Raw genomic sequence first — 23921 nt, forward strand, 5'->3', positions numbered from 1 at the left:
TTGACGGACGGCCCTTGCTACCGGTGTACCACCCCGCCGTACACTGACCGGGGGATCTCTGGCACTCGAACGCTCAGAGTGCCAATGAGCCGAGCGGCGAACGACGAACGACGGAGGTGTGCGCGATGCTCAGCGAACGCAGACTCGAAGTGCTGCGCGCCATCGTCCAGGACTACGTCGGGACGGAGGAGCCGGTCGGCTCCAAGGCGCTCACGGAGCGGCACCGGCTCGGCGTGTCGCCCGCCACCGTCCGCAACGACATGGCGCTGCTGGAGGAAGAGGGCTACATCGCCCAGCCCCACACCAGCGCCGGCCGGATCCCCACCGACAAGGGCTACCGCCTCTTCGTCGACAAGCTGGCGGGGGTCAAGCCCCTGTCCACGCCCGAGCGCCGGGCCATCCAGAACTTCCTCGACGGCGCGGTGGACCTCGACGACGTCGTCGGCCGGACCGTACGGCTGCTCGCGCAGCTGACCCGGCAGGTCGCCGTCGTCCAGTATCCGAGCCTGACCCGCTCCACCGTCCGGCACGTGGAACTGCTCTCGCTGGCCCCGGCCCGCCTGATGCTCGTCCTCATCACGGACACCGGCCGGGTCGAGCAGCGGCTCGTCGACTGCCAGACCCCCTTCGGGGAGGTTTCGCTCGCCGACCTGCGGGCCCGCCTCAACAGCCGGGTCGTCGGCCGCCGGTTCACCGACGTGCCGCCGCTGGTGCAGGACCTTCCGGAGTCCTTCGAGACCGAGGACCGGGTGACGGTGAAGGCCGTCCTCGACACCCTTCTCGAAACGCTGGTGGAGGAGGCGGAGGAGCGGCTGATGATCGGCGGCACCGCCAACCTCACCCGTTTCGGACACGATTTTCCCCTGACGATCAGGCCGGTGCTCGAAGCGCTGGAGGAGCAGGTCGTGCTCCTCAAGCTGCTGGGCGAGGCCAGTGAGTCGGGAATGGCCGTAAAGATCGGGCATGAGAATGCCTACGAGGGGCTGAACTCCACGTCCGTCGTCTCGGTCGGCTACGGTTCGGGCGGCGAAGCAGTCGCCAAACTCGGCGTGGTCGGACCGACCCGCATGGACTACCCCGGAACGATGGGAGCGGTACGCGCAGTGGCACGTTACGTCGGACAGATCCTGGCGGAGTCGTAAGTGGCCACGGACTACTACGCCGTTCTCGGCGTGCGCCGCGACGCATCGCAGGACGAGATCAAGAAGGCCTTCCGCCGCCTCGCGCGTGAACTCCACCCGGACGTCAATCCGGATCCGAAGACGCAGGAGCGCTTCAAGGAGATCAACGCCGCGTACGAGGTGCTCTCCGACCCGCAGAAGAAGCAGGTCTTCGACCTCGGCGGCGACCCGCTGTCCTCCTCGGGCGGCGGTGGCGGAGCCGGCGGCTTCGGGGCGGGCGGCTTCGGCAACTTCTCCGACATCATGGACGCCTTCTTCGGCCAGAGTCAGCAGCGCGGACCGCGTTCGCGGACCCGCCGGGGCCAGGACGCCATGATCCGCCTGGACCTGGAGCTGGACGAGGCCGCCTTCGGCACGACCAAGGACATCCAGGTCGACACGGCCGTCGTCTGCACCACCTGCTCCGGCGAAGGGGCCGCCCCCGGCACCGCGGCGCAGACGTGTGACATGTGCCGCGGTCGCGGTGAGGTGTCGCAGGTGACCCGGTCCTTCCTGGGCCAGGTCATGACCTCGCGCCCCTGCCCGCAGTGCCAGGGCTTCGGCACCGTGGTCCCGACCCCGTGCCCCGAGTGTGCGGGCGACGGCCGGGTCCGCTCCCGTCGCAGCCTCACGGTCAAGATCCCGGCCGGTGTCGAGAACGGCACCCGGATCCAGCTCGCGGGGGAGGGCGAGGTCGGCCCCGGCGGTGGCCCCGCCGGCGACCTGTACGTGGAGATCCACGAGCTGCCGCACTCGACCTTCCAGCGGCGCGGGGACGACCTGCACTGCACGGTCACCATCCCGATGACGGCGGCCGCCCTGGGCACCAAGTGTCCGCTGGAGACGCTGGACGGCCTGGAGGAGATCGACATCCGGCCCGGCACCCAGTCCGGGCAGGCGATCCCGCTGCACGGCCGGGGCGTCACGCACCTGCGCGGCGACCTCGGGCGCAGCGGCCAACTGCGCGGCGACCTGATCGTGCACGTCGAGGTCACCACCCCCTCCAAGCTGGACCCCGCGCAGGAGGACCTGCTGCGCCAGCTCGCGAAGCTGCGCGGCGAGGAGCGGCCGCTCGGCCAGTTCGCACCGGGCCAGCAGGGGCTGTTCAGCCGCCTGAAGGACGCCTTCAACGGGCGCTGAGCCGCGCGCGCGACCGCGTACGGCAGGACGTGCGCGAGCACGTACGAGAACGGCCGCGAGCCCGGTCCGGGGATGCCCCGGACCGGGCTCGTCGCATGCGGCCGGCGCGTTTCGAGCACCCCGGTGAAGGGGACTATGCCAGGCGAATGCCGTGATTCGGTCCCGTGAGCGGGACATGGCACGATGCAGTCCATGTCCTCCGCACCGAACGGTCTCTTCGCGTACCCGATCGTGCAGGCTCCCATGGCCGGCGGCGCGTCCTGCCCGCCGCTCGCCGCCGCGGTGTGCGAAGCGGGAGGGCTGGGCTTCCTCGCCGGGGGGTACAAAACGGCCGACGGCATGTTCCAGGAGATCAAGCGGCTGCGCGCGCTCACCCGCCGGCCGTTCGGCGTCAACCTCTTCATGCCGCAGACCGGTTACGTGGACCCGGCCGCCGTGGAGGTCTACCGCGGACAGCTCGCCGGGGAGGCCAGCTGGTACGAGATCTCGCTCGCCGAAGAGGACATCATCGGCACGAGCGACGACGGCTACGACGCCAAACTGGCCATTCTCATCGAAGACCCGGTCCCCGTGGTCTCCTTCACCTTCGGCCTGCCCTCGCCCGCGGTCTTCACCTGCCTGCGCAAGGCCGGTACGTACACGATCGTCACCGTCACCTGCGTGGAGGAGGCCCGCGCCGCGCAGACGGCCGGCGCCGACGCGGTGTGCGTCCAGGGCATGGAGGCGGGCGGCCACCAGGGCACCCACCGCGACGACCCCCAGGCGGACGGCACTGCGGGCCTCGGGCTGCTCGCCCTCGTGGCGCAGGTGCGGGAGACCGTGGCCCTGCCGATCATCGCGGCGGGCGGGCTGATGCGCGGCTCGCAGATCGCCGCGCTGCTCGCAGCGGGCGCGGAGGCGGCGCAGCTCGGCACGGCGTTCCTGGCCTGCCCGGAATCCGGCGCGGACCCGCTGCACAAGAAGGCGCTGACCGACCCGCTGTTCGTCCGCACGGAGATGACCCGGGCCTTCTCGGGGCGCCCGGCCCGGGGGCTGGTCAACCGCTTCATGCGCGAGCACGGCCCCTACGCCCCCGCCGCGTACCCGCAGGTGCACCACCTGACCTTGCCGCTGCGCAAAGCGGCCGCCGCGGCCGGGGACCCGCAGGGCATGGCCCTGTGGGCGGGCCAGGGCCACCGGCTGTCGCGGACGATGCCCGCGGGCGAGCTGGTCGAGGTGCTCGCGGCTGAACTCACCGCGGCGCAGCACGCGTTGAAGACAAGGCAAATGAGGAGTGCGTCATGACCGCCCCCGTGTTCGTGGTCGAAAAGGTCCCCGCGGGACCGGTGTTCGTCCTGGACGGCCCCGAGGGCCGGCACGCGGTGTCCGTGAAGCGGCTCGCCCCGGGCGAGGCCGTGGTCCTGGCGGACGGCCGGGGCGGCTGGGCCGAGGCCGTCGTGACGGCGGCCGAGGGCAAGGACCGCCTCGTGGTCCGCGTGACCGGGGTCTTCGAGGAGGCGGAGCCGGCCGTCCGGATCACCGTCGTCCAGGCCCTGCCCAAGGGCGACCGGGGCGAGGTCGCGGTCGAGACCATGACGGAGACCGGAGTGGACGAGATCGTGCCCTGGCAGGCCTCGCGCTGCATCACCCAGTGGCGCGGGGACCGGGGCGCCAAGTCGCTGGCGAAGTGGCGGGCCACCGCCCGGGAGTCCGGCAAGCAGTCGCGCCGGGTCCGCTTCCCCGAGGTCGCGGAAGCCGCGACGACCAAGCAGGTCGCGGCGCTGCTCGCCGGGGCGGACCTCGCGGTGGTCCTGCACGAGGACCGCGACGCGCCCTCGGGTGCCCTGGCCACGGCGGAACTGCCCGCGGCGGGCTCCATCGTCGTCGTGGTCGGACCCGAGGGCGGGGTCTCCCCGGAGGAGCTCGGCGCCTTCGCGGCGGTCGGCGCCCACCCGTACCGGCTGGGCCCCTCGGTGCTGCGCACCTCCACGGCCGGCACGGCGGCGGCCGCGGTCCTGCTGGCCAGGACGGGCCGCTGGTCCTGAGGGGGCCGCCGGTCCTGGCGGGGCCGCCGGTTCTGGCGGGGCCGCCGGTTCTGGCGGGGCCGCAGTGCCTGACGGGCCCCCGGTCCTCGGCGGTGGATACCATGCCGGAACCGATCGAACGTCACGGAAGGACCAGCGAAATGGCCGGTGAACCGCAGGCCGACTGCCTGTTCTGCAAGATCGTCGAGGGGAACATCCCGGCGACGATCGTCCGGGAGACCGAGACGACCCTCGCCTTCAGGGACATCAACCCGCAGGCGCCCAGCCACGTCCTCGTCATCCCGAAGGCGCACCACGCCGACGCCGCGTCCCTCGCCGCCGCCGCGCCCGAGCTCGCCGCCGACGTACTGCGCGAGGCCGGCCACGTCGCCGCCGACGAGGAGATCGTCGAGCACGGCTACCGGGTCGTCTTCAACACCGGCGCCGGCGCCGGTCAGACCGTCTTCCACGCCCACGCGCACGTCCTCGGCGGGCGCGGGCTCCAGTGGCCCCCGGGATAAGACGTGTCCGTACGCGAATTCGTGGTGCTGGGCACGGCCAGCCAGGTGCCCACCCGCCACCGCAACCACAACGGCTACCTGCTGCGCTGGGACGGCGAGGGCATTCTCTTCGATCCCGGCGAGGGCACCCAGCGCCAGATGCTGCGCGCCGGGGTCGCCGCGCACGACATCAACCGGATCTGCGTCACGCACTTCCACGGTGACCACAGCCTCGGCCTCGCCGGGGTGATCCAGCGCATCAACCTCGACCGGGTCCCGCACCCCGTCACCGCGCACTATCCGGCCTCCGGGCAGAAGTTCTTCGACCGGCTGCGCTACGCCACGGCCTACCGCGAGACGGTCCGGCTGGCCGAGGAACCGGTGGCCGAGGACGGGATCCTGGCGCGCACCGGCTCGTACACCCTGGACGCCGTGCGGCTCTCGCACCCGGTGGAGTCCTTCGGCTACCGCGTCACCGAGCCCGACGGGCGCCGGATACGCCCCGAACTGCTCGCGCTCCACGGGATCGAAGGGCCGGACGTGGGCCGGATCCAGCGCGAGGGACGCCTCGGCGAGGTCACCCTCGAAGAGGTCAGCGAGCCGCGCGCCGGCCAGCGCTTCGCCTTCGTGATGGACACCCGGCTCTGCGAGGGCGTCGACGCGCTCGCAGAGGGCTGCGACATGCTCGTGATCGAGTCGACGTTCCTCGACGAGGACGTCCAACTGGCCACCGACCACGGTCACCTCACCGCCGGACAGGCCGCCCGGGCGGCGCGGGACGCGGGCGTACGGCACCTCGTGCTGACGCACTTCTCGCAGCGCTACGGCGACCCGGCGGAGTTCGAGCGCCAGGCCCGGGCGGCCGGGTTCGAGGGCGAGCTGACGATCGCCGCGGACCTCGTACGGGTCCCCGTGCCGAAGCGGGCCTGAGGGCGGCGGCCGGGCGGCCGGTCCCGGCGGCGAGCACGGCCACGATCGAGCCGGGCCGGCCTTGCCGGACTCCCCGTCGCCAGGTGGAAGCGAGCCGCGGCCGGAACCCGGGAGAAAGAGCGTTCGGGTGGTGATCTGCGTCACACTGTTGTCCGGATCCCTCCGCGAGGGAGGGGCCGGGCGGCCGTGGTGCGTTGACCCCTTGCAGAAACGACCCGCCAAGACTTCCATCAGGCATCACTTCCAGCGAGACGCGCGCCGAACGGGGAATGCATCGTGAGCAGTAGGGACAGCCGGGACAGCCGAACCGACGCCGTGGACCCGCTCGGTCCGCTGCGCGATCCCCAAGAGCCCGGCTGCGACGTCTTCCTGACCGGCACGGTGTTCCTCGACATCATCTTCACCGGCCTCGACTCGGCCCCGGTGCGCGGTACGGAGTCCTGGGCGCGGGGCATGGGCTCCAGCCCCGGCGGCGTGGCCAACATGGCCACCGCCCTCGCCCGGCTCGGCCTGCGCACCTCGCTCGCGGCCGCCTTCGGGGACGATCACTACGGCGAGTACTGCTGGGACGCGCTCGCCCAGGGCGAGGGCATCGACCTGTCGATGTCACGGACCGTGCCCGGCTGGCACAGCCCCGTCACCGTGTCCATGGCGTACGAGGGCGAGCGCACGATGGTCTCGCACGGCCACGAGGCCCCGCCCCCGGCGGGCGCCGGTCCCTTCCCCCAGTGCCCGCCCCGCGCCCGCGCGGCGGTGGCCTCGCTCGGCACGGGCGGCGGCGAGGCATGGGTGGCCGAGGCGGCCCGTCGCGGGGCGCGGGTCTTCGCCGACGTCGGGTGGGACGAGAGCGGCCGGTGGGACCTGGGGGCGCTGGCCGACCTGGAGCACTGCGAGGCCTTCCTGCCCAACGCGGGAGAAGCGATGGCCTACACGCGCACCGGCTGCCCGCGCACGGCGGCCCGGGCGCTGGCCGAAAAGGTCCCGATCGCGGTGGTGACCATGGGTTCCGAGGGCTCGTACGCGGTGGACGGGCGGACCGGGGAGACCGCCGAGGTCCCGGCGATCGCGGTCGACGCGCTGGACCCGACCGGCGCGGGCGACGTCTACGTGGCCGGATTCCTCACCGGAACCCTCGCCGGCTGGCCGCTCGCGGACCGGCTGGCCTTCGCGGGCCTCACGGCGGCCCTGTCGGTCCAGGAGTTCGGAGGCTCCCTGTCGGCCCCCGGCTGGCCGGAAGTGGCCGCCTGGTGGCGCACCGCCCCGGAGGCCCTGCGCGGACGGTACGGCTTCCTGGACGACCTGGTTCCGCCGGACCACGCCCCCGCCAGCAGGCGCCGGGCGGTCCCGACCATCGGCTTCCGGCACCCCGCGTAGGAGCGTGCCGGAAAACCCCTCGGGGTCGGGGCGGCGGCGACGTACGCTTGGAAGTCCGGAGGTCGTCGATCGGCACGGCCCCTCAGTGGGAGGTATGCGCAGGCCACAGTGCCGGCCCATGACTCAGACATCGAGAGCCCAGATTCCCGCGCCGGGGCAGGCGCGGGCCCACTTCACCGTCCCGGCCACCCATCCGATGGTGTCCCTCCTCGGATCGGGCGACGCACTGTTGCGCGTGATCGAGAAGGCCTTCCCCGAGGTCGACATCCACGTGCGCGGCAACCAGGTCAGCGCGATCGGCGCGGCGGCGGAAGTGGCCCTGATCCAGCACCTGTTCGACGAGATGATGCTGGTGCTCCGCACCGGGCAGCCGATGACGGAGGACGCAGTGGAACGCTCGATCGCCATGCTCAAGTCGAGCGACAACGGCGACGGCCCGCAGGAGACCCCGGCGGAGGTGCTCACCCAGAACATCCTCTCCAGCCGCGGCCGCACCATCCGCCCCAAGACGCTCAACCAGAAGCGGTACGTCGACGCGATCGACAAGCACACGATCGTCTTCGGCATCGGCCCCGCCGGTACCGGCAAGACCTACCTCGCCATGGCCAAGGCGGTCCAGGCCCTGCAGTCCAAGCAGGTCAGCCGGATCATCCTGACCCGCCCGGCGGTCGAAGCGGGCGAACGCCTGGGATTCCTCCCCGGCACCCTCTTCGACAAGATCGACCCGTACCTGCGCCCGCTCTACGACGCGCTGCACGACATGATCGACCCGGACTCGATCCCCCGGCTCATGGCGGCGGGCACCATCGAGGTGGCGCCGCTGGCATACATGAGGGGCAGGTCGCAGCCCGTCTTCACCAAGGTGCTGACGCCGGACGGCTGGCGCCCCATCGGTGACCTCCAGGTTGGAGATCTGGTCATCGGCTCGAACGGCGAGCCGACCCCCGTCCTCGGCGTGTACCCGCAGGGCGAGAAGGACATCTACCGGCTTTCGGCGCAGGATGGCTCCTGGACGCTGGCCTGCGGCGAACACCTGTGGACCGTGCGGACGGCGTCGGACCGCCGTCGCGACAAGCCGTGGCGGGTCCTGGAGACGAAGGAGATGATCGGCAACCTGCGGGCCGCGCACGCCCGTCGGTACGAGCTGCCGATGCTGACCGCGCCGGTCTGCTTCCCGGAACGCGAGGTCCCCATGGACGCGTACGCTCTGGGGCTGCTGCTCGGCGACGGGTGCATCACCGGCTCCACCACACCGTCCTTCGCTACGGAGGACGACGAACTCGTCCACGCCTTGGTGGCAGCGCTTCCTGGAGTCACAGCACGGTACAAGGGCGGTGTCGACTACGTCCTGAACAGGGTGAAGTCGCCCGGCGACGTGGTCACCCTGGAGAACCCCGTCACCCGGGCCATGCGAGAACTGGATCTGCTCGGCAGTCGTTCGCACTCCAAGTCCGTGCCGGACGACTACCTGTTCAACACGGCGGAGGTCCGCCTCGCGGTGCTCCAGGGCCTGCTTGACTCTGACGGTGGTCCGGTCACCCAGAAGGACCGTACGTGCCGTATCCAGTACTCCACGGCCTCGATCGTCCTTCGGGACGACGTCATTGCCCTCGTCCAGTCTCTTGGCGGTGTCGCCTACACCCGGCGCCGCAGGGCCGAAGGCCGGGCGCGGGGCACGGCCCTGGCCGCTCACAGGCGCGACTCGCACGTCGTCGACATCCGCCTCCCCGAGGGCATCGAGCCCTTCCGCCTCACGCGCAAGCGGGACGCCTACCACGCGGCCGGCGGCGGCGGGCGTCCGATGCGGTTCATCGACGCCATCGAGCCCGCGGGCCGGGAAGAGGCGGTGTGCATTCAGGTCGCCGCCGAAGACTCGCTGTACGTCACACAGGACTACCTGCTGACGCACAACACCCTTAATGAGGCTTTTGTCGTCCTCGACGAGGCGCAGAACACCACCCCCGAGCAGATGAAGATGTTCCTGACCAGGCTCGGGTTCGACTCGAAGATCGTCGTCACCGGTGACGTCACCCAGGTCGACCTGCCGGGTGGATCCAAGAGCGGTCTGCGTCAGGTCCAGGAGATCCTCGAAGGAGTTCCGGACATCCACTTCTCGCGGCTCACCTCCGAGGATGTCGTCCGGCACAAGCTGGTCGGCCGTATCGTCGACGCGTACGAGAAGTACGACGACAGCCAGGACGCGAAACCGTCCCGGAACGGCTACCAGCGGAAGTAGAACCCAGCGCACCATGTCGATCGACGTCAACAACGAGTCCGGAACCGAGGTCGACGAGCGGGCGATCCTCGACATCGCCCGCTACGCGCTCGCCCGGATGCGGATCCACCCGCTCTCGGAGCTCTCCGTCATCGTCGTCGACGAGGAGGCGATGGAGCAGCTCCACATCCAGTGGATGGATCTGCCCGGACCCACCGACGTCATGTCCTTCCCGATGGACGAACTGCGTCCGCCGACGAAGGACGAGGAGGAGGCCCCGCAAGGACTCCTCGGTGACATCGTGCTCTGCCCCGAAGTGGCGAAGAGGCAGGGCGAGGACGCGCCGACGCAGCACTCCATGGACGAGGAGCTCCAGCTCCTGACCGTCCACGGGGTGCTGCACCTGCTCGGCTACGACCACGAGGAGCCGGACGAGAAGGCCGAGATGTTCGGCCTCCAGGCGGCCATCGTCGACGGCTGGCGCGGCGAGCGCGGCGTGAGCGGTCCGTCCCCGGCCCCGACCGTCTCGTGACCGGCGATCCGCAGCTGATCACCGGGGCCGTCCTGCTGGTCGTGGTGGCCTGGTTCGCGGCGTGCGCGGAGTCCGGGATCGCCCGGATCTCCACCTTCCGCGCCGAACAGGCCGTACGGGACGGCCGGCGCGGCAGCGCCAAACTGGCGCAGGTCGCCGCCGACCCCACCCGCTACCTCAACGTCGCCCTGCTGGTCCGCGTCACCTGCGAGATGGCGGCGGGCGTGCTCGTCACCTACGTCTGCCTCGACGAGTTCGGGGAGAACTGGACCGCGCTGCTCGTGGCCATCGCCGTGATGGTGCTGGTCTCGTTCGTGGCGGTCGGGGTGTCGCCGCGCACCATCGGCCGGCAGCACCCGCTGAACACCGCGACGGCGGCCTCGTACGTCCTCGTACCGCTCGCCCGTGTCATGGGGCCGATCCCCCAGCTGCTGATCCTCATCGGCAACGCGCTCACGCCCGGCAAGGGCTTCCGCAAGGGGCCCTTCGCCTCCGAGGCCGAGCTGCGCGCGATGGTGGACCTGGCGGAGAAGGAATCGCTCATCGAGGACGACGAGCGCCGGATGGTGCACCAGGTCTTCGAGCTGGGCGACACGCTCGTGCGCGAGGTGATGGTGCCGCGCACCGACCTGGTGTGCATCGAGCGGTACAAGACGATCCGTCAGGCGACCACGCTCGCGCTGCGGTCCGGTTTCTCGCGCATCCCCGTCACCGGGGAGAACGAGGACGACATCGTCGGCGTCGTGTACCTGAAGGACCTGGTCCGCAAGACGCACATCAGCCGCGAGTCGGAGACCGGTCTGGTCTCCACGGCGATGCGGCCGGCGGTCTTCGTGCCGGACACCAAGAACGCGGGCGACCTGCTGCGCGAGATGCAGTCGGTGCGCAACCACGTCGCGGTCGTCATCGACGAGTACGGCGGCACCGCCGGCATCGTCACCATCGAGGACATCCTGGAGGAGATCGTCGGCGAGATCACCGACGAGTACGACCGGGAGATCGCGCCGGTGGAGGAGCTGGGCGGGGACAGCTACCGGGTCACCGCGCGCCTCGACATCACCGACCTGGGGGAGCTGTTCAAGGTCGACTCCTTCGACGACGAGGACGTGGAGACCGTCGGCGGGCTGCTGGCCAAGGCGCTGGGCCGGGTGCCGATCGCGGGCGCCTCGGCGGTGGTGAACCTGCCGGACGGGCGGCCGCTGCGGCTGACCGCCGAATCCCCGGCGGGGCGGCGGAACAAGATCGTGACGGTACTCGTCGAGCCACTGGCTCCGGCCGTGGCGCCGCAGGACGGGGCGCAATGACACCGGCCGAGCTGCGCGATTTCTGCCTGGGCTTCAACGCGGCGGTGGAGGAGTTCCCCTTCACCCCCGAGACCTCGGTGTTCAAGGTGCTGGGGAAGGTGTTCGCGCTGAGCGCGCTGGACGGCGACCCCCTGAAGGTCAACCTCAAGTGCGAACCGGAGCAGGCGGTGCGGCTGCGGGAGGAGCACGAGGCGGTCGTGCCGGGCTGGCACATGAACAAGCGGCACTGGAACACGGTCACGGCGGGCGGGCCGGGGGCCCTGCCCGACGCGCTGGTCCGGGAGCTCGTCGAGGACTCGTACGACCTGGTGGTCGCCGGCCTGCCGAAGGCGGAGCGGCTGCGGCTGGACCGGCCGTAGCCGCCCGGGCCCCCTCGGGGGCGCCGGAGGGTGGAGCGGGAGCGTGTCCGCGGGGCCGTCGTGCCGCCCCGCGGACCCGCTCCCTATGCTTCGGACCATGACCGACAGCACCGGGATCGACCCCGAAGACAACAAGATCATCACGTTGGCGCGCAGCGCCCGGGCCCGCAACGGCGTGGCCGAGGGGGCGGCGGTCCGGGACGAGACCGGCCGTACGTACGTCGCCGGAACGGTGGAGCTGGACTCCCTGAAGCTCAGCGCGCTCCAGACGGCCGTCGCGATGGCGGTGGCCAGCGGAGCCCAGTCCCTGGAGGCGGCGGCGGTCGTCAGCGCGGCGGACGCCCCGGCCGAAGCCGACCGCGCGGCGGTCCGCGACCTCGGCGGCCCGGACACCCCGGTCCTGCTGGCGGCCCCGGACGGCACGCTCAAGTCCACGACTCCGGCCGGCTGAACCGCGGGCCGGGCGTCAAGCGGGCAGCGGGGCGGCGGCCGGGCGGCGGCGGATGACCATGGCCATCAGGGCCGCCATCGCGCATAGTGCGCCCGAGGCGTACCAGACGAGGTCGTACGAGCCGAAGGCGTCGCGGGCCAGGCCGCCGAGGAAGGCCACCAGCGCGGCGCCCACCTGGTGCGAGGCCAGGACCCAGCCGAAGACGATGGCGCTGTCCTCGCCGTAGTGCTCGCGGCACAGGGCGATCGTCGGCGGGACGGTCGCGACCCAGTCCAGGCCGTAGAAGACGATGAAGAGCAGCATCGGCGGGTGTACGGAGGGGGCCAGCAGCATCGGCAGGAAGAGCAGCGAGATCCCGCGCAGGGCGTAGTAGACGACGAGGAGGCGGCGGGCGTCGAAGCGGTCCGTCAGCCAGCCGGAGAACACCGTGCCGATCACGTCGAAGACGCCGATCACCGCCAGTAGCCCCGCCGCCGCCGTCACCGGCATGCCGTGGTCGTGGGCCGACGGTACGAAGTGGGTCTTGACCAGGCCGTTCGTCGAGGCTCCGCAGATCGCGAAGGTGCCCGCCAGCAGCCAGAAGGGGCCCGTCCGGGCCGCCGTGAAGAGCACGGTCACCGTGCGGCGGGCGGCTCCCAGGGCGGGCGCGGGCTTGGGCGCGTAGGTGCCGCCGTACGGGGCGAGCCCGATGTCCGCCGGGTGGTCGCGCAGGAGCAGCCAGACGAAGGGCACGACCGTCAGGGCCGCCAGCGAGACGGTGACGGCCGCCGGGCGCCAGCCGTGGTGCTCCACCAGCCAGGCCAGCAGCGGCAGGAAGATCAACTGGCCGGAGGCCCCGGCGGCGGTGAGGACGCCCGTGACCAGGCCGCGCCGGGCGACGAACCAGCGGTTGGTCACCGTCGCGGCGAAGGCCAGGGCCATCGAGCCGCTGCCCAGACCGACCAGAACGCCCCAGTACATGACCAGCTGCCAGGAGGCGGTCATCCACACCGTGGCCACCGAGCCGGCGGATATGACGGTCAGCGCGATCGCCACGACCTTCCGGATGCCGAAGCGGTCCATCAGCGCGGCGGCGAACGGCGCGGTGAGCCCGTACAGCGCGAGGTTCACGGAGACGGCGAGGCCGATGGTGCCGCGCGACCAGTCGAACTCCTCGTGCAGCGGCTCGATGAGCAGCCCGGGGAGGGAGGCGAAGGCGGCGGCGCCGATGATCGTCACGAAGGCGACGGCCGCCACGGACCAGGCGCGGTGGATGCCGGGAGGGGCGGACTCGGGGGCGGGTGCGGGTGCTGTCTGCGTCGTCACGAGAGAAGTTTCCGGCCGCGGTGGCCCCTTCCGACAGTGGCCTGAATGACAGCTGTCGATATGATCGGGCCATGGACTCCCAGCCGCACCGCGTCGTCGTCCTCGCCCTCGCCGGTCTGCTGCCGTTCGAGCTCGGGATCCCGCACCGGATCTTCGGCCGGGCCAAGGATCCGGCGGGCCGGCCGCTCTACGAGATCCGCACCTGCGGGCTCGCCCCCGGGCAGGTGCCCACGGACGCCGACTTCGCGATCCACGTCGACCACGGGCCGGAACTGCTGGCCACGGCCGACACGGTGGTGGTCCCCGCCTCCTACGAGCTGGGCCCGGTCCACTCGGAGGGCCGGCTCACTCCCGAACTCGCCGCCGCGCTCGCGCACATCAGGCCCGGAACGCGGCTCGTCTCCATTTGCACCGGTGGTTACGTGCTGGCGGCCGCCGGATATCTCGACGGCCGCCGGGCCACCACCCACTGGTCCTCCGCCGAGCACTTCCAGCAGCTGTTCCCGGCCGTACGGGTCGACGCGGACGTCCTCTACACCGACGAGGGGGACGTGCTGACCTCGGCCGGTGTCGCCTCGGGCATCGACCTGTGCCTGCACATCGTGCGCCGGGACCACGGCGCGGCCGTCGCCAACCAGGTGGCCCGGCTCACCGTCGTACCGCCGCACCGCGACGGCGGGCAAGCGCAGTTCATCGCGCGCCCGGTGCCGGAGCTTCAGCAGGCCAGTACCGCGGCGGCCCGCGCATGGGTGATGGACCGGCTGCACGAGCCGCTGCGGCTGACCGATCTCGCCCGGCAGGAGACCATGTCCGTACGGACCTTCACGCGCAGGTTCCGCGAGGAGTCGGGGGTCAGCCCCGGCGAGTGGATCGTCGGGCAGCGGGTGGAGCGGGCCCGGGCCCTGCTGGAACAGACCGACATGCCGATGGAACAGCTGGCGCGGGAGACGGGCTTCGGCGGGGCGCAGTCGCTGCGCAAGCACGTCCAGGCGGCGCTCGGCGTCAGCCCGACCGCCTACCGCAGGACGTTCAGGGAGACCCGGCAGGAGGCCCGGGAGGAGACCCGGGGCGGCATCCGGGACGAGATCCGGGACGAGATCCTCCCATCTCCTGATGGGACATCAGTTGCTGCCGGGTCCGTGCGTTGACTTATCCCGCCGCCCGCTCGTGAACGGCCCCCTGTCGGGGTACGGGAACCCAGGGAGCGGGCAGTGCGGGCAGTGGTGTGTTAACTGCACTATCGCCGATCATGGACTGCCGTGATCTACGCATCCAAGGAAGTGCGTGTTGCAGGATTTACACCGCCAGCTGATCGAGGGCGGGGTCGTAGTACCTCGCCTTGGCTCGGTCGTCGAGCTGGAGTCCATACCCCGGTACGCCGTTCTCGGGCCTGACGGGACCGCCGTCACTCCCGTCGTTCCGTACCTGCGCAGCCGCACCCTGATACCGGCAGTAGCCGGCTACGCGTACTTGGGCCGGAAGCCGCTCAGCTCATCGGCAACGGCACTGAGCCAGCTGCCCGCCGAGTGGTCTCCCGGCGGTTCGAGCTCCATTCCCAGTTCTGCTACGGCGAGTGCGTGGTCGGCCTCGTCCAGTCCAAGTGCGAGCAGCTCGCGGATCTCGCCGACGACGCGGGCCACGAGAGTGCGGTCTGTCGAGTCGGCGTAGTCGCGGACGGCCGCCTCGTGGTCGGTGAACTCGTCCGGCATGTCCTGCGAGAACCAGCCGCCGAGGAACTGTCCGAGTTCGGGGAAACGCGCATGCCATTCCCAACGGGTCTCGGGCAGCTCCGATGGGCGAGGGACCTCGCCACTCTCGATGCTCTGCTTGATGTGGTCGGCGAGCTGGACGAGCCATGCCTGGATCTCGGAGTCGGATAGGCCGATGTCCGGGACCGGGTAGAACTCGCCGAGCCGCTGACGCAGCCGACCGGGCGGATTGTTGGCGTAAGCGCGCAGTTGCTGTTCCGCGACGGACAGGGCCCAGGGGCGGGTGTGCCAGGTGTGCCGCAGGTAGGCCCGGAGGGCGAGGCTGGGCCGGTCGGGTTCGTCGTCGGCGGGCTGGCCGAGGTAGGCGCTGATCACCTGGTCCAGCTCGCCGTAGCGGCGGTCGAAGTCGATGGGCTTCATGGACATCGGGTGTGGCCTCTACAGGTAGATCGGGACGGTGGTGTGTACGACGAAGCCGTGGGGTGCGTCGGGCGCGCGCCGGAGCACCACCCGCGCGGCCCGTACGTCCACGGGCCCGCGCCCGGCGAAGGCCATGGCCTGGAGCAGGACACGGCCGACCGGATCGGGACGGGAGGGCCAGGCCGCTTCGAGGGTGATCCGGAGGCGGGTGCCCTGGGCGAGCCAGCGGTGGATGGCCTGCTCGTTACGGGTGATGACCTCCTGGGTGGCCCATTGGGCGGTTTCCCGGTCGGGGTAGGTGGCGGTTCGCGTCAGCACGGGGTCCCCCGTTGGGTCGGAAAGGTCAGAATGATTCGAATATCCAGATCAGGGCGACTTCGGTGTCGTTGACCGCGAGCAGCCCCGCATCCCAGCGGCTCCGGCTGAATGGACTGGTCGCGTTGACCGGCTGCTCGTAAAAATTCGGCGCCTCGCCGTCCCAGCCGATGTTGGAGTAGAAACGGGTGCCGAAAGGAAACCGAGAGAGCAGCAACTGAGCGCGGCGTTCCATCTCCGGTTGCCGCTCGTTGAAATCCCATGTCTTCGCCGCGTCCATGCCGACGATTGCAAGAAGGACCATCAGTGATGTGGCCGAGGAGCGTGGCAGCTCATTGACGGAGTGCCGGAACCGAGCCACGTCGGCCGGATGGGTGGGGGGCTCGATCCAGGCGAACGTCTCGACCTCGCGGTCGACCTCCTCCTCGTAGGGACCGAGTGACGCCCAACCCCGGGGATCAGCGGTTTCACCACGCATGATCGCTGCAACGTCCAACCACCACTCCGCGTGACTACGCGGGGCCACGGCTGCGAATGCCCATCGCTCCTCGTACAGCGCAAGTCCGTCCGCCCAGGCATCCGCCGTGAGATCGTCCATCATTCACTCCATTATTCAGGCATAGACGTGACGACGACGAAGGGCGGGTTCAGGTTCGGGCCGTACTTGATGCGGGTGCTCACCCCATGAGCGTCGCGGACGGGGCAGGTGGCCTGGGCGAGCCAGCGGTGGATGGTTTGTTCGTTACGGGTGATGACTTCCTGGGTGGCCCACTGGGCGGTCTCCCGGTCGGGATAGGTGGCGGTTCGTGTCAGCATGGGTTCGCCAGTTCGGTGGGTCTGATCAGGTGGGGTCGAAATACCAGATCATTGCGACTTCGCTGTTGTTGACGGCAATCAGACCAGCGTCCCAGCCGTAGCGGCTGAACGGGTCCGTCAGGCGGACCGGCTGTTCGTAGAAGTCTGGATTATCGCCCTTCCATCCGATGTTGGAGTAGAAGCGCGTGCCGTCAGGGAAGCGCGAAATGATCAGGTCTGCCCGGCGTTCCATTTCGGGCCGATCATGGTCGAACTCCGGTGCCTTTGTCGCGTCCAGGCCGGGAATGCTGAGCATGACGAGCAGCGAATGGGCCGAGTTCCTGGGGATCTCGGTCACTCGCCGTCGGAAGCGGACCACGTCCTCAGGTGCCGTCGGGGCCTCTGCAAAGGGGAACAGCGGATCGTCCCGTCGTTCGAACTCGCCCTCGTCCGGGTCGAGCGATGGCCATCCGCGCGGGTCGGCGGTCTGGCCGAGCATGATGGCGGCTACGTCGAGCCACCACTCCTCGTGCTCCCGGCGGCCAACGGCGACGGAGGTATAGCTGTATTGGTACAGCTCGAGTGCGTCCGCCCACGCCTCCGTGGTGAGTTTAGACATCATCCACTCCACTATTCAGGTGACGACGTATGGACGACGAAGGGCGGGTTCAGGTTCGGGTCGTACTGAAGGCGCGTTCTCACGCCTTTGGCATCCTGGACGGGCATCACTACGCCTTTCACGCCCCGAGAAGTCCGCCCGGTCACTGCGTCTCCGGTGAGTGGTCCCTCCAGCGGTATCGAGGGAACGACGATGGACAGTGCGGGTTTGGCCGGGGGTGGATTCTTCAGCCAGTCCTGGATCTCTGCGGTGTTGTGGCGGATGTTGTACTGAGTGTATTTCTGGGCGGATTCGAAGTCGGCGAAGCTCGACGCTGACATGAGCTCAAGCTTCCCGGACGGCTTGGTCTGGTCCCGATGCCTTTGTAGCAGCTGCTCATCGGTCTTGCCGACATGCTTCTCCAGGGTGTGGCCGCCCCCGAGGTCCTCGTTCGTCGCAAGGTCGAACGAGTACATGAACGGGGTGGGACTCTCGCCGCCGCGCTGCCAGCTGTGTTCCTGCTTGAACTCGTTGAGCGACCGCGCACCGAACCCCTGGGCGCGCGCGATCTCGGACTGGTACGTCGGGGCGCTGAGGATCGCCTCTTCCAATTCCGGTACGACAGGACTTTGCCATGTCCCGGCCATCCTCCTGCTTGAAGCCAGGAGTGATCTCGTGTGCCTTCCCGAGGCGCAGAAGATGCTGGAACGAGGGCCCGACGATGAGGGCGAGCCAGTCGGGGAACTCGCCGAGGATCCCGGAGATCCACCAGGAGTCGGCGTCCTCTCCGGTGCCCGACCACTTGATGCTGTTGACGGGGCCGTACCGAGGCGGCTTGTTGATGACGACGGGCTCCGGGGCGTTCCTCGGCTGCGCACCCTTGCGACCGCTCGCCTCCCAGTCGGCCAGCACATAGTGGTTGGCGGTGACGGTCAGGCCCACGGCGGCGCCGCCGACGCTGACCACGCTCCTGCCCCAGGCCTCCAGGAACTTCTCCGTCACGATCATGTAGGCAACCGCGAAGTTGTGGGCGCCCCAGCCTCTGCCGGCGGACTGGTTGTACTTGTTCAGCGCGTCGACCAGCACGAATGCCCGGTCGGCGTGGGCGAACTGCGCATCCTTCACCAGTTCCGAGGCGTGGTAGACGTGCACTGGCTGGACGTCGAAGCCGCCGTTCTGGTTTGGCGGCGGCGGAGCAGTCCCTGCCATCAGGCCGCTCCCCATCCGTGCAGCACGGCCTTGTGGGCGTTCGCGTAGCTGTGGTGCCCGTTGACGACGATGTCGTGGAGCCAGGCCTGGGTCGCGACCAGGTCCTGCGCCGACCGGTCCCATCGGTCGAGTTGGTCGATGAACGACTGCCTGGCTTCGCCGTCCCAGGTCAACACGACCTTCTCGGCCCGTTCGTAGAGCACGTCCAGCTGCTCGTTGAGTGCCTTGAGGATGGCCTCAAGGTCGCCCGCGAGCTTCTGTTGCGTCGCGAAGTCGACTGATATCCCGTCGTCACCAGACGGCACGGTTCCCCCTCGTGTCCTTGATGGCTGGTCGAGCCGGTGTTACCTGCTCACAGGTCGGCTATGCGGCTGCGTGGCGTGGCGACCGGTGCGACGTTCGGTGTGGAGAGGACGTCCGCCTCCGCTGACACGTCAGCCCCCGCCTGTACCCGTCTGAACTGCTGCAGGACTTCGAGCTCGTGCGCCGTGAACCCGCCCTCGCTGAGGCGCATTGCCTCGGCGAGCAGCTTCATGGTCCCCCTGATGCTTACGGCGTCCTCCGCTGCCGCGCGATGCCGGGCGCGGTACGCCTCCGCCGCCGGCCCCCGCCAGCGCGCCTCGATGGCGTCCACGATCTCGTCCATGCGCAGCAGTTGTTTCGTCAGAACTTCCTGCATCGCGTCGAGGTCGCGGGCGAGGCTCTTGAGCCGCTCGGCCTCCACCGAGAGATCTGCGTTTTCCACGGTGCCTCCGTCCCCTGAGCTCCGGGTCGACAGATGATCAGCATGTTTGACCCTAACAAAAAACGTCGATCGGAATTGATTCGAATAGGGGGCACCGATCGGCAACCAGTGATCGCGGCAAGGACGACGGGAGCGTGTCAGCGCGGCGCCTCATGGTGACGTCGTCGTCAGGCAGGAACACCGAAACGAGGACCCCCGATGAACACCACGATCGCCGCTCTCCAGATCCTGATCGCGCTCCCCTTCCTCAGCATCCCGCTCGTCCGCAACCGCTACGGGGCCCGTGCCCAGGCCGCCGTCGAGGCGGAGTTGAGCCGCCAGGGCGTACGGACCACGGTCATGGCGGAGAACGGGATGCACGACGCCGGCGGGCACGAGACCTGGGCGCCGGTCGGGATCGCCCTGGCCCTGGCGGTGCCTGCCGTCGCCGGGCTCGCGGGGAGCGGATGGGCCGGGACCGTCTCCTGGACAGTCGCCGGTCCCCCTTGACTTGGTGCAGAGAAGCGGGCAGCGCGGGCATCGGCACGGAGCAGAGGGTGGCCTACGGCGGTCGGCATGGCGGTGCTGGCGGCGGCCGCGACCGCAGGCGCGCTGAGCTCGCCCGCCGCCGCCGAGGGGGAGACGCCCCCGGGGCAGGTGCCGGGCCGGGTCGAGTTCCCGACGCACTGCCTGGCGCCCCAGGAGGCGGGTCTCCCGCCCGCCGACGGGCCCACCACCGCCCGGATCACCGTGGACAACCCGGCGGCGCGCGTCGGCGACACCGTCACCGTGACCTTTTCGGTGATCAGCACCCCCGCCGTGAACCCGCTCCCCGCCGACCTGCCCGCCGACGTGCTCACCCCGACCGGGCGGGTCGTCCTCGGGGGAGCGCTGAGCGGCGAGGTCACGGTCGTGGGCGCCAAGCGCAACGCCCCCGTCGAGGCGGGCGGCGCGCTGCCGGCCGTCACCATGACGGGCACCTTCACCGTCACCGCGCCCGGCGAGATCACCCTCGCCCCGGGCGGCTACACCCTGCACACCAGCAACCTGCTCGACCTCGACACGACGTGCGCGGCCGACGCGCCGCCGGTGCGGGACCCGGCCCAGGAGCCGGAGCCGGAGCCGGATGCGGATCCGGCGCCGAGTACTGATCCGGCGCAGACCCCCGGTCCGGCTCCCGACACGACTCGCACCCCGGCCACCCCGGCCCCCGTCCCGGCCCCGGCGCGAGCGTCGCCGACACCGTCACCGTCACCAACCGGACCGACCGGCCCCGCACCTTCCGCCTCTACGCCGCCGACGCCTACAACACCGCCCGCGACGGCGGCTTCGCCCCGCGCGGCCCCGACGAACCGCGGACGGCCACCGGTGCCTGGGCGCGGCTAGCGCAGGACCGGATCGCCGTCCCCGCCGGCCGGGCGGTCGCCGTCGGCTTCACCCTGACCGTTCCGGACCGCGCGGAGCCCGGGGACCATCCCGGAGCCATCGTGGTCCTGGAAGACCGGCCGAGCGGCACGGCCGGGCAGGGGATCGGCGTGCGGCAGGCGGTCGCCGCCCGGGTGTACCTCCGGGTCACCGGCCGCATCGCTCCCGCCCTCGCCGTCGAGGACCTCCGCGTCACCGCGGGAGGCGCCGGCGGCGCGGAGATCTCGTACACGCTGCACAACGTCGGGAACGTCACCCTCCGCCCCCGGGCCACCGCCGGCCATGCCGCGCACCCCGCTCTGAACGGCCTCCTGGCGGCCGCCCTCGCGCTCCTGGCGGCGGCCTGGTCGGCGCTGGGAGCCGCATCGGGGAGAATGGCCCGTATGAGCGATCGTTCCCCCGAGACCACCAGCCCGCACCGTGCGGGCTTCGCATGCTTCGTCGGCCGCCCCAACGCGGGGAAGTCGACCCTGACCAACGCGCTCGTGGGCACCAAGGTCGCGATCACCTCCAACCGGCCGCAGACCACCCGCCACACGGTCCGCGGCATCGTGCACCGCCCCGACGCCCAGCTCGTCCTGGTAGACACGCCCGGCCTGCACAAGCCGCGCACGCTGCTCGGCGAGCGACTCAACGACGTCGTGCGCGCGACCTGGTCCGAGGTCGACGTCATCGGCTTCTGCCTGCCCGCCGACCAGAAGCTCGGCCCCGGCGACAAGTTCATCATCAAGGAGCTCGCGGGGATCAAGAAGACCCCCAAGATCGCCATCATCACGAAGACCGACCTCGTCGAGTCCAAGGTGGTGGGCGAGCAGCTCATCGCCGTCCACCAGCTCGCCGAGGAGCTGGGCTTCGAGTGGGCCGAGATCGTCCCCGTCTCGGCGGTCGGCGACAGCCAGGTCCAGCTGCTGGCGGACCTGATCGCGCCGATGCTGCCGAAGAGCCCGCCGCTGTACCCGGAGGGCGACCTCACCGACGAGCCCGAGATGGTGATGGTCGCGGAGCTGATCCGCGAGGCCGCGCTGGAAGGCGTACGGGACGAGCTCCCGCACTCCATCGCCGTCGTCGTCGAGGAGATGATCCCCCGCGAGAACCGGCCGGCGGACCGCCCGCTGCTGGACATCCACGCGAACCTGTACATCGAGCGGCCCAGCCAGAAGGGCATCATCATCGGCCCGAAGGGCGCCCGCCTGAAGGAGGTCGGGATGAAGTCGCGCAAGCACATCGAGGCGCTGCTCGGCACTCCGGTCTTCCTCGACCTGCACGTGAAGGTCGCCAAGGACTGGCAGCGCGACCCCAAGCAGCTCCGCAAACTGGGTTTCTGACCTTTCGACGCGTGCGGTCGCCCGCCTCCTAGGGGAGCCGCCGCACCTTCACCGCGTTGTCCGTACGGGTCCCGGGCCGGCCGTCAGGCTGGTTCTGGACCCGTACGTGTTCCTCCGCGAGCAGCACCTCCCAGGCGCCGGGCTCCAGCTCCAGCTGGTCGAGGACCTCGTCGGGCGTGGGGAAGGCCACCTGCGGGCGGTCCTCCTGCCAGGGCGCCCAGCCCGCGTGCCCGACGACCAGCAGGATCCCGCCGGGGGCCACGGCCGCGGCGGCCCGGCGCAGGACCGCCCCGCGCGGGAACGCGCCGAAGGTGTGCAGGAAGCAGGCGGAGACCAGGTCGTACTCCCCGGCGGGGAAGGACTCCGCGAGGTCGTGCCGCTCCCACTCGGTGCGGTCCGCGACCCCGGCTTCGCCAGCACGGGCCGCCGCCCGCTCCAGGGCGACCCCGGAAATGTCCGTGCCGGTGACCCGCCAGCCCCGCCGCGCGAGCCACACGGCGTCGCCGCCCTCGCCGCAGCCGAGATCGAGGGCCCGTCCCGGGGCGAGTGAGGCGGCTTCCCGGGCCAGCACGGCGTTGGCGTCGCCGCTCCAGACCTCCTCGCTCTCGCGGTAGCGGGTGTCCCAGTACTCCTCGCCCACGAAATCGGCGGCGGCCTCGGGGGAGCGGTGCTGGTGCTCGTGCGACATGGGACTTCCTCTTCCGGTCGGTACGGATGCCTGGCGCCCCCGATGCTCCGCCCCCCGTCCCGCCCCGGCCGAACAACCTTGCCGTTCCGGCAAAAACAGATGTCCAGCCGGCCCTCGTGTCCCTCCCCCTCCCGGTACCGGGCACCGAGCGGCGGGCTTCCCCCGCGGTGAGCGGCCTACAGAGGGCGGTCCGCGATCAGGGCCGTGCCCGCCCGGCGGAAGCCGAGGCGGGCGTAGATGCGGGCCACGTCCTCGTCGCCGGCCGAGAGGAAGACCGTGCGGGCTCCGCGGTCCAGGGCGTCGGCGACCAGGGCCGCCGTCACCGCGAGGGCCAGGCCCCGGCGGCGGGCCGAGGGAAGGGTGCCGACGCCCACGACCTCCGTGACGTCGCCGACCGGGAGGTGCTGGCCGGAACACAGCACCACGCCGTCGCTGACGGCGGCCGCCAGCGCGGTGCGGCCCGACGCGATCATCCCGGACACCCGGAGCCGTCGGCCCTCCGAGGCCGGGTTCCGCTCCGCCACCGCGAGTTCGGCCGGGCCCGCCTCGCCCACCGCCGTGCCCGGCGCGGCGAAGGCCAGCATCGGTACCGTCACGGCCGCCCGGAGCAGCGGGTCGGCCGCGCCGAGCACGCGTACCTCCGGATGCGCGGGGATCCGTACCGCCGAGGTGTCCAGCACCATCAGCGGATGTTCGTGGACCCGCAGTCCGGCGGCCCGTACCGCGCCCCGCAGGGAGGGGGTGGTTTCGGCCACCCACTCGAAGGACTCCGGGACCTTCAGCTCCCGCTGCCGGGCCAGCACGCGTTCCACGTCCGCCACCGAGATCTCGGCGGGACCGGCGGGACCGGCGTGGCCGGCGTGGCCGTCGCCTCCGCCGGCCGGCGCGAGCGCGGGGCGGGCGTAGTACGGCCAGCCCGCGGACTCCTGGACGAAGAGCGTCAGCGGACCGAAGTCCTCGACCCGGGCACCGCCCGCGCGGGGAGCCGTGTCGTAGTAGCGCTCCAGCTCGGGCAGCAGCGGGTCACAAGGGGAGGGGAAGCTCGTGGTCATCCGGCCATCAAAGCAAAGCGGCGGCGTCCGGGCACCCGGTTGAGGGTGCCCGGACGCCGCCGCGCGGCAGCCGTCCGCGAGCCTTTTCGGCGCCGCTCAGCTGCCCCTCAAGCGCCGCTCAGGCGCCCTCCTTCAGCACGCGGGAGATCAGTGCCCGCTGCGCCTGCGACAGGTTCGGTTCCTCGCAGGAGACCGTCCGTCCGTCCACCGTGATCCGGTACGAGAACCCGTCCCGGATCCGGTCCGCCGGATCGCCCGCCGGAGCGGGCCGCAGGGCCAGGTGGGCCAGGGCCTGCCAATCGGCCGCGTCGGGAAAGCCCGAGGTGTCCACCTCGGCCCGCCGCTCGATCCCGGCGAAGCCGCCCGTCCGCACCACCCGTATCCGCAT

28 protein-coding genes are annotated in these 23921 nt (G+C 71.0%); 16 read left to right on the forward strand and 12 right to left on the reverse strand.

The genetic code is table 11. From position 1 onward, the window contains the following. Positions 1–125: 125 nt before the first annotated feature. From hrcA to J7E97_RS06455, 12 genes are all read left to right on the forward strand, one after another. Positions 126–1142, forward strand: a complete 1017-nt coding sequence (gene hrcA / locus J7E97_RS06400) for a heat-inducible transcriptional repressor HrcA (protein ID WP_215023297.1) — start codon at positions 126–128, stop codon at positions 1140–1142. After that, entirely contained in the window at positions 1143–2300 is a 1158-nt protein-coding gene (gene dnaJ, locus J7E97_RS06405; RefSeq protein WP_215023299.1) for a molecular chaperone DnaJ, read from the forward strand. A 192-nt stretch (positions 2301–2492) separates the two neighbouring features. After that, the gene (locus J7E97_RS06410; RefSeq protein ID WP_215023301.1) at positions 2493–3584 is read left to right on the forward strand and encodes a nitronate monooxygenase; all 1092 of its coding nucleotides are present in this window, start codon (positions 2493–2495) and stop codon (positions 3582–3584) included. Next, entirely contained in the window at positions 3581–4324 is a 744-nt protein-coding gene (locus tag J7E97_RS06415; protein WP_215023303.1) for a 16S rRNA (uracil(1498)-N(3))-methyltransferase, read from the forward strand. The genes J7E97_RS06410 and J7E97_RS06415 overlap by 4 nt, the downstream gene beginning before the upstream one ends. Before the next feature lie 140 nt (positions 4325–4464). After that, complete coding sequence (locus tag J7E97_RS06420; RefSeq protein ID WP_215023305.1) at positions 4465–4824, forward strand: histidine triad nucleotide-binding protein; 360 nt, start codon at positions 4465–4467, stop codon at positions 4822–4824. Between the two features lie 3 nt (positions 4825–4827). Further along, the gene (locus J7E97_RS06425) at positions 4828–5733 is read left to right on the forward strand and encodes a ribonuclease Z (RefSeq protein WP_215023307.1); all 906 of its coding nucleotides are present in this window, start codon (positions 4828–4830) and stop codon (positions 5731–5733) included. A gap of 276 nt (positions 5734–6009) precedes the next feature. After that, the gene (locus J7E97_RS06430; protein WP_308346411.1) at positions 6010–7107 is read left to right on the forward strand and encodes a PfkB family carbohydrate kinase; all 1098 of its coding nucleotides are present in this window, start codon (positions 6010–6012) and stop codon (positions 7105–7107) included. Between the two features lie 118 nt (positions 7108–7225). After that, complete coding sequence (locus tag J7E97_RS06435) at positions 7226–9343, forward strand: PhoH family protein (RefSeq protein WP_215023309.1); 2118 nt, start codon at positions 7226–7228, stop codon at positions 9341–9343. Positions 9344–9356: 13 nt separating this feature from the next. After that, a complete protein-coding gene (gene ybeY / locus J7E97_RS06440) occupies positions 9357–9854 on the forward strand; it encodes an rRNA maturation RNase YbeY (RefSeq protein ID WP_215023317.1) in 498 nt (165 codons plus the stop codon). Beyond that, entirely contained in the window at positions 9851–11158 is a 1308-nt protein-coding gene (locus tag J7E97_RS06445) for a hemolysin family protein (protein WP_215023319.1), read from the forward strand. The genes ybeY and J7E97_RS06445 overlap by 4 nt, the downstream gene beginning before the upstream one ends. After that, the gene (locus J7E97_RS06450; RefSeq protein WP_215023321.1) at positions 11155–11517 is read left to right on the forward strand and encodes an MmcQ/YjbR family DNA-binding protein; all 363 of its coding nucleotides are present in this window, start codon (positions 11155–11157) and stop codon (positions 11515–11517) included. Before J7E97_RS06445 ends, J7E97_RS06450 begins: the two co-directional genes overlap by 4 nt. Positions 11518–11614: 97 nt before the next feature. Beyond that, a complete protein-coding gene (locus tag J7E97_RS06455) occupies positions 11615–11968 on the forward strand; it encodes a cytidine deaminase (protein ID WP_215023323.1) in 354 nt (117 codons plus the stop codon). 15 nt (positions 11969–11983) lie between these two features. On the opposite strand, the gene J7E97_RS06460 is transcribed toward J7E97_RS06455, so the two are convergent. Next, complete coding sequence (locus J7E97_RS06460) at positions 11984–13273, reverse strand: MFS transporter (RefSeq protein WP_215023325.1); 1290 nt, start codon at positions 13271–13273, stop codon at positions 11984–11986. 71 nt (positions 13274–13344) lie between these two features. Between J7E97_RS06460 and J7E97_RS06465 the strand changes: the two genes are divergently transcribed. Further along, positions 13345–14421, forward strand: a complete 1077-nt coding sequence (locus J7E97_RS06465; protein ID WP_215023327.1) for a GlxA family transcriptional regulator — start codon at positions 13345–13347, stop codon at positions 14419–14421. A 312-nt stretch (positions 14422–14733) separates the two neighbouring features. Here the strand turns inward: J7E97_RS06465 and J7E97_RS06470 are convergent, their stop codons facing one another. The 8 genes from J7E97_RS06470 to J7E97_RS06505 all read right to left on the reverse strand — a co-directional run bounded on the left by J7E97_RS06470 (position 14734) and on the right by J7E97_RS06505 (position 19064). Continuing rightward, positions 14734–15408, reverse strand: a complete 675-nt coding sequence (locus J7E97_RS06470; RefSeq protein ID WP_215023328.1) for a contact-dependent growth inhibition system immunity protein — start codon at positions 15406–15408, stop codon at positions 14734–14736. A 12-nt stretch (positions 15409–15420) separates the two neighbouring features. After that, a complete protein-coding gene (locus J7E97_RS06475; RefSeq protein ID WP_215023331.1) occupies positions 15421–15720 on the reverse strand; it encodes an RNase A-like domain-containing protein in 300 nt (99 codons plus the stop codon). 25 nt (positions 15721–15745) lie between these two features. Continuing rightward, a complete protein-coding gene (locus J7E97_RS06480) occupies positions 15746–16315 on the reverse strand; it encodes a hypothetical protein (RefSeq protein ID WP_215023332.1) in 570 nt (189 codons plus the stop codon). Between the two features lie 11 nt (positions 16316–16326). Further along, positions 16327–16533, reverse strand: coding sequence for a hypothetical protein (locus J7E97_RS06485; RefSeq protein ID WP_215023380.1), 207 nt, complete (start codon positions 16531–16533; stop codon positions 16327–16329). A gap of 25 nt (positions 16534–16558) precedes the next feature. Beyond that, positions 16559–17131, reverse strand: a complete 573-nt coding sequence (locus J7E97_RS06490; RefSeq protein WP_215023334.1) for a hypothetical protein — start codon at positions 17129–17131, stop codon at positions 16559–16561. Between the two features lie 11 nt (positions 17132–17142). Further along, positions 17143–17721 (reverse strand): RNase A-like domain-containing protein, encoded by a 579-nt coding sequence (locus J7E97_RS06495; protein ID WP_215023336.1) that lies wholly within the window; start codon positions 17719–17721, stop codon positions 17143–17145. A 597-nt stretch (positions 17722–18318) separates the two neighbouring features. Next, entirely contained in the window at positions 18319–18624 is a 306-nt protein-coding gene (locus tag J7E97_RS06500) for a WXG100 family type VII secretion target (protein WP_215023338.1), read from the reverse strand. A gap of 47 nt (positions 18625–18671) precedes the next feature. Next, positions 18672–19064, reverse strand: a complete 393-nt coding sequence (locus J7E97_RS06505) for a WXG100 family type VII secretion target (protein WP_308346412.1) — start codon at positions 19062–19064, stop codon at positions 18672–18674. A gap of 198 nt (positions 19065–19262) precedes the next feature. Here J7E97_RS06505 and J7E97_RS06510 point away from each other — a divergent pair, with 198 nt between their 5' ends. The 3 genes from J7E97_RS06510 (at position 19263) to era (ending at position 21793) form a co-directional block, all read left to right on the forward strand. After that, positions 19263–19553: a hypothetical protein gene (locus tag J7E97_RS06510; protein WP_215023340.1), complete on the forward strand. Its 291-nt coding sequence runs from the start codon at positions 19263–19265 to the stop codon at positions 19551–19553. 66 nt (positions 19554–19619) lie between these two features. After that, entirely contained in the window at positions 19620–20429 is an 810-nt protein-coding gene (locus J7E97_RS06515; protein ID WP_215023342.1) for a hypothetical protein, read from the forward strand. Between the two features lie 413 nt (positions 20430–20842). Then, positions 20843–21793 (forward strand): GTPase Era, encoded by a 951-nt coding sequence (gene era / locus J7E97_RS06520; RefSeq protein WP_374224121.1) that lies wholly within the window; start codon positions 20843–20845, stop codon positions 21791–21793. A 28-nt stretch (positions 21794–21821) separates the two neighbouring features. Here the strand turns inward: era and J7E97_RS06525 are convergent, their stop codons facing one another. The 3 genes from J7E97_RS06525 to J7E97_RS06535 form a co-directional block, all read right to left on the reverse strand. Further along, positions 21822–22481, reverse strand: a complete 660-nt coding sequence (locus J7E97_RS06525; RefSeq protein ID WP_215023344.1) for a bifunctional 2-polyprenyl-6-hydroxyphenol methylase/3-demethylubiquinol 3-O-methyltransferase UbiG — start codon at positions 22479–22481, stop codon at positions 21822–21824. A gap of 176 nt (positions 22482–22657) precedes the next feature. Beyond that, the gene (locus J7E97_RS06530; RefSeq protein ID WP_215023346.1) at positions 22658–23533 is read right to left on the reverse strand and encodes a GNAT family N-acetyltransferase; all 876 of its coding nucleotides are present in this window, start codon (positions 23531–23533) and stop codon (positions 22658–22660) included. 118 nt (positions 23534–23651) lie between these two features. After that, positions 23652–23921: a protealysin inhibitor emfourin gene (locus J7E97_RS06535; RefSeq protein WP_215023349.1), complete on the reverse strand. Its 270-nt coding sequence runs from the start codon at positions 23919–23921 to the stop codon at positions 23652–23654.

The sequence above is a fragment of the Streptomyces sp. ISL-66 genome (assembly GCF_018614135.1).
GTDB lineage: Bacteria > Actinomycetota > Actinomycetes > Streptomycetales > Streptomycetaceae > Streptomyces.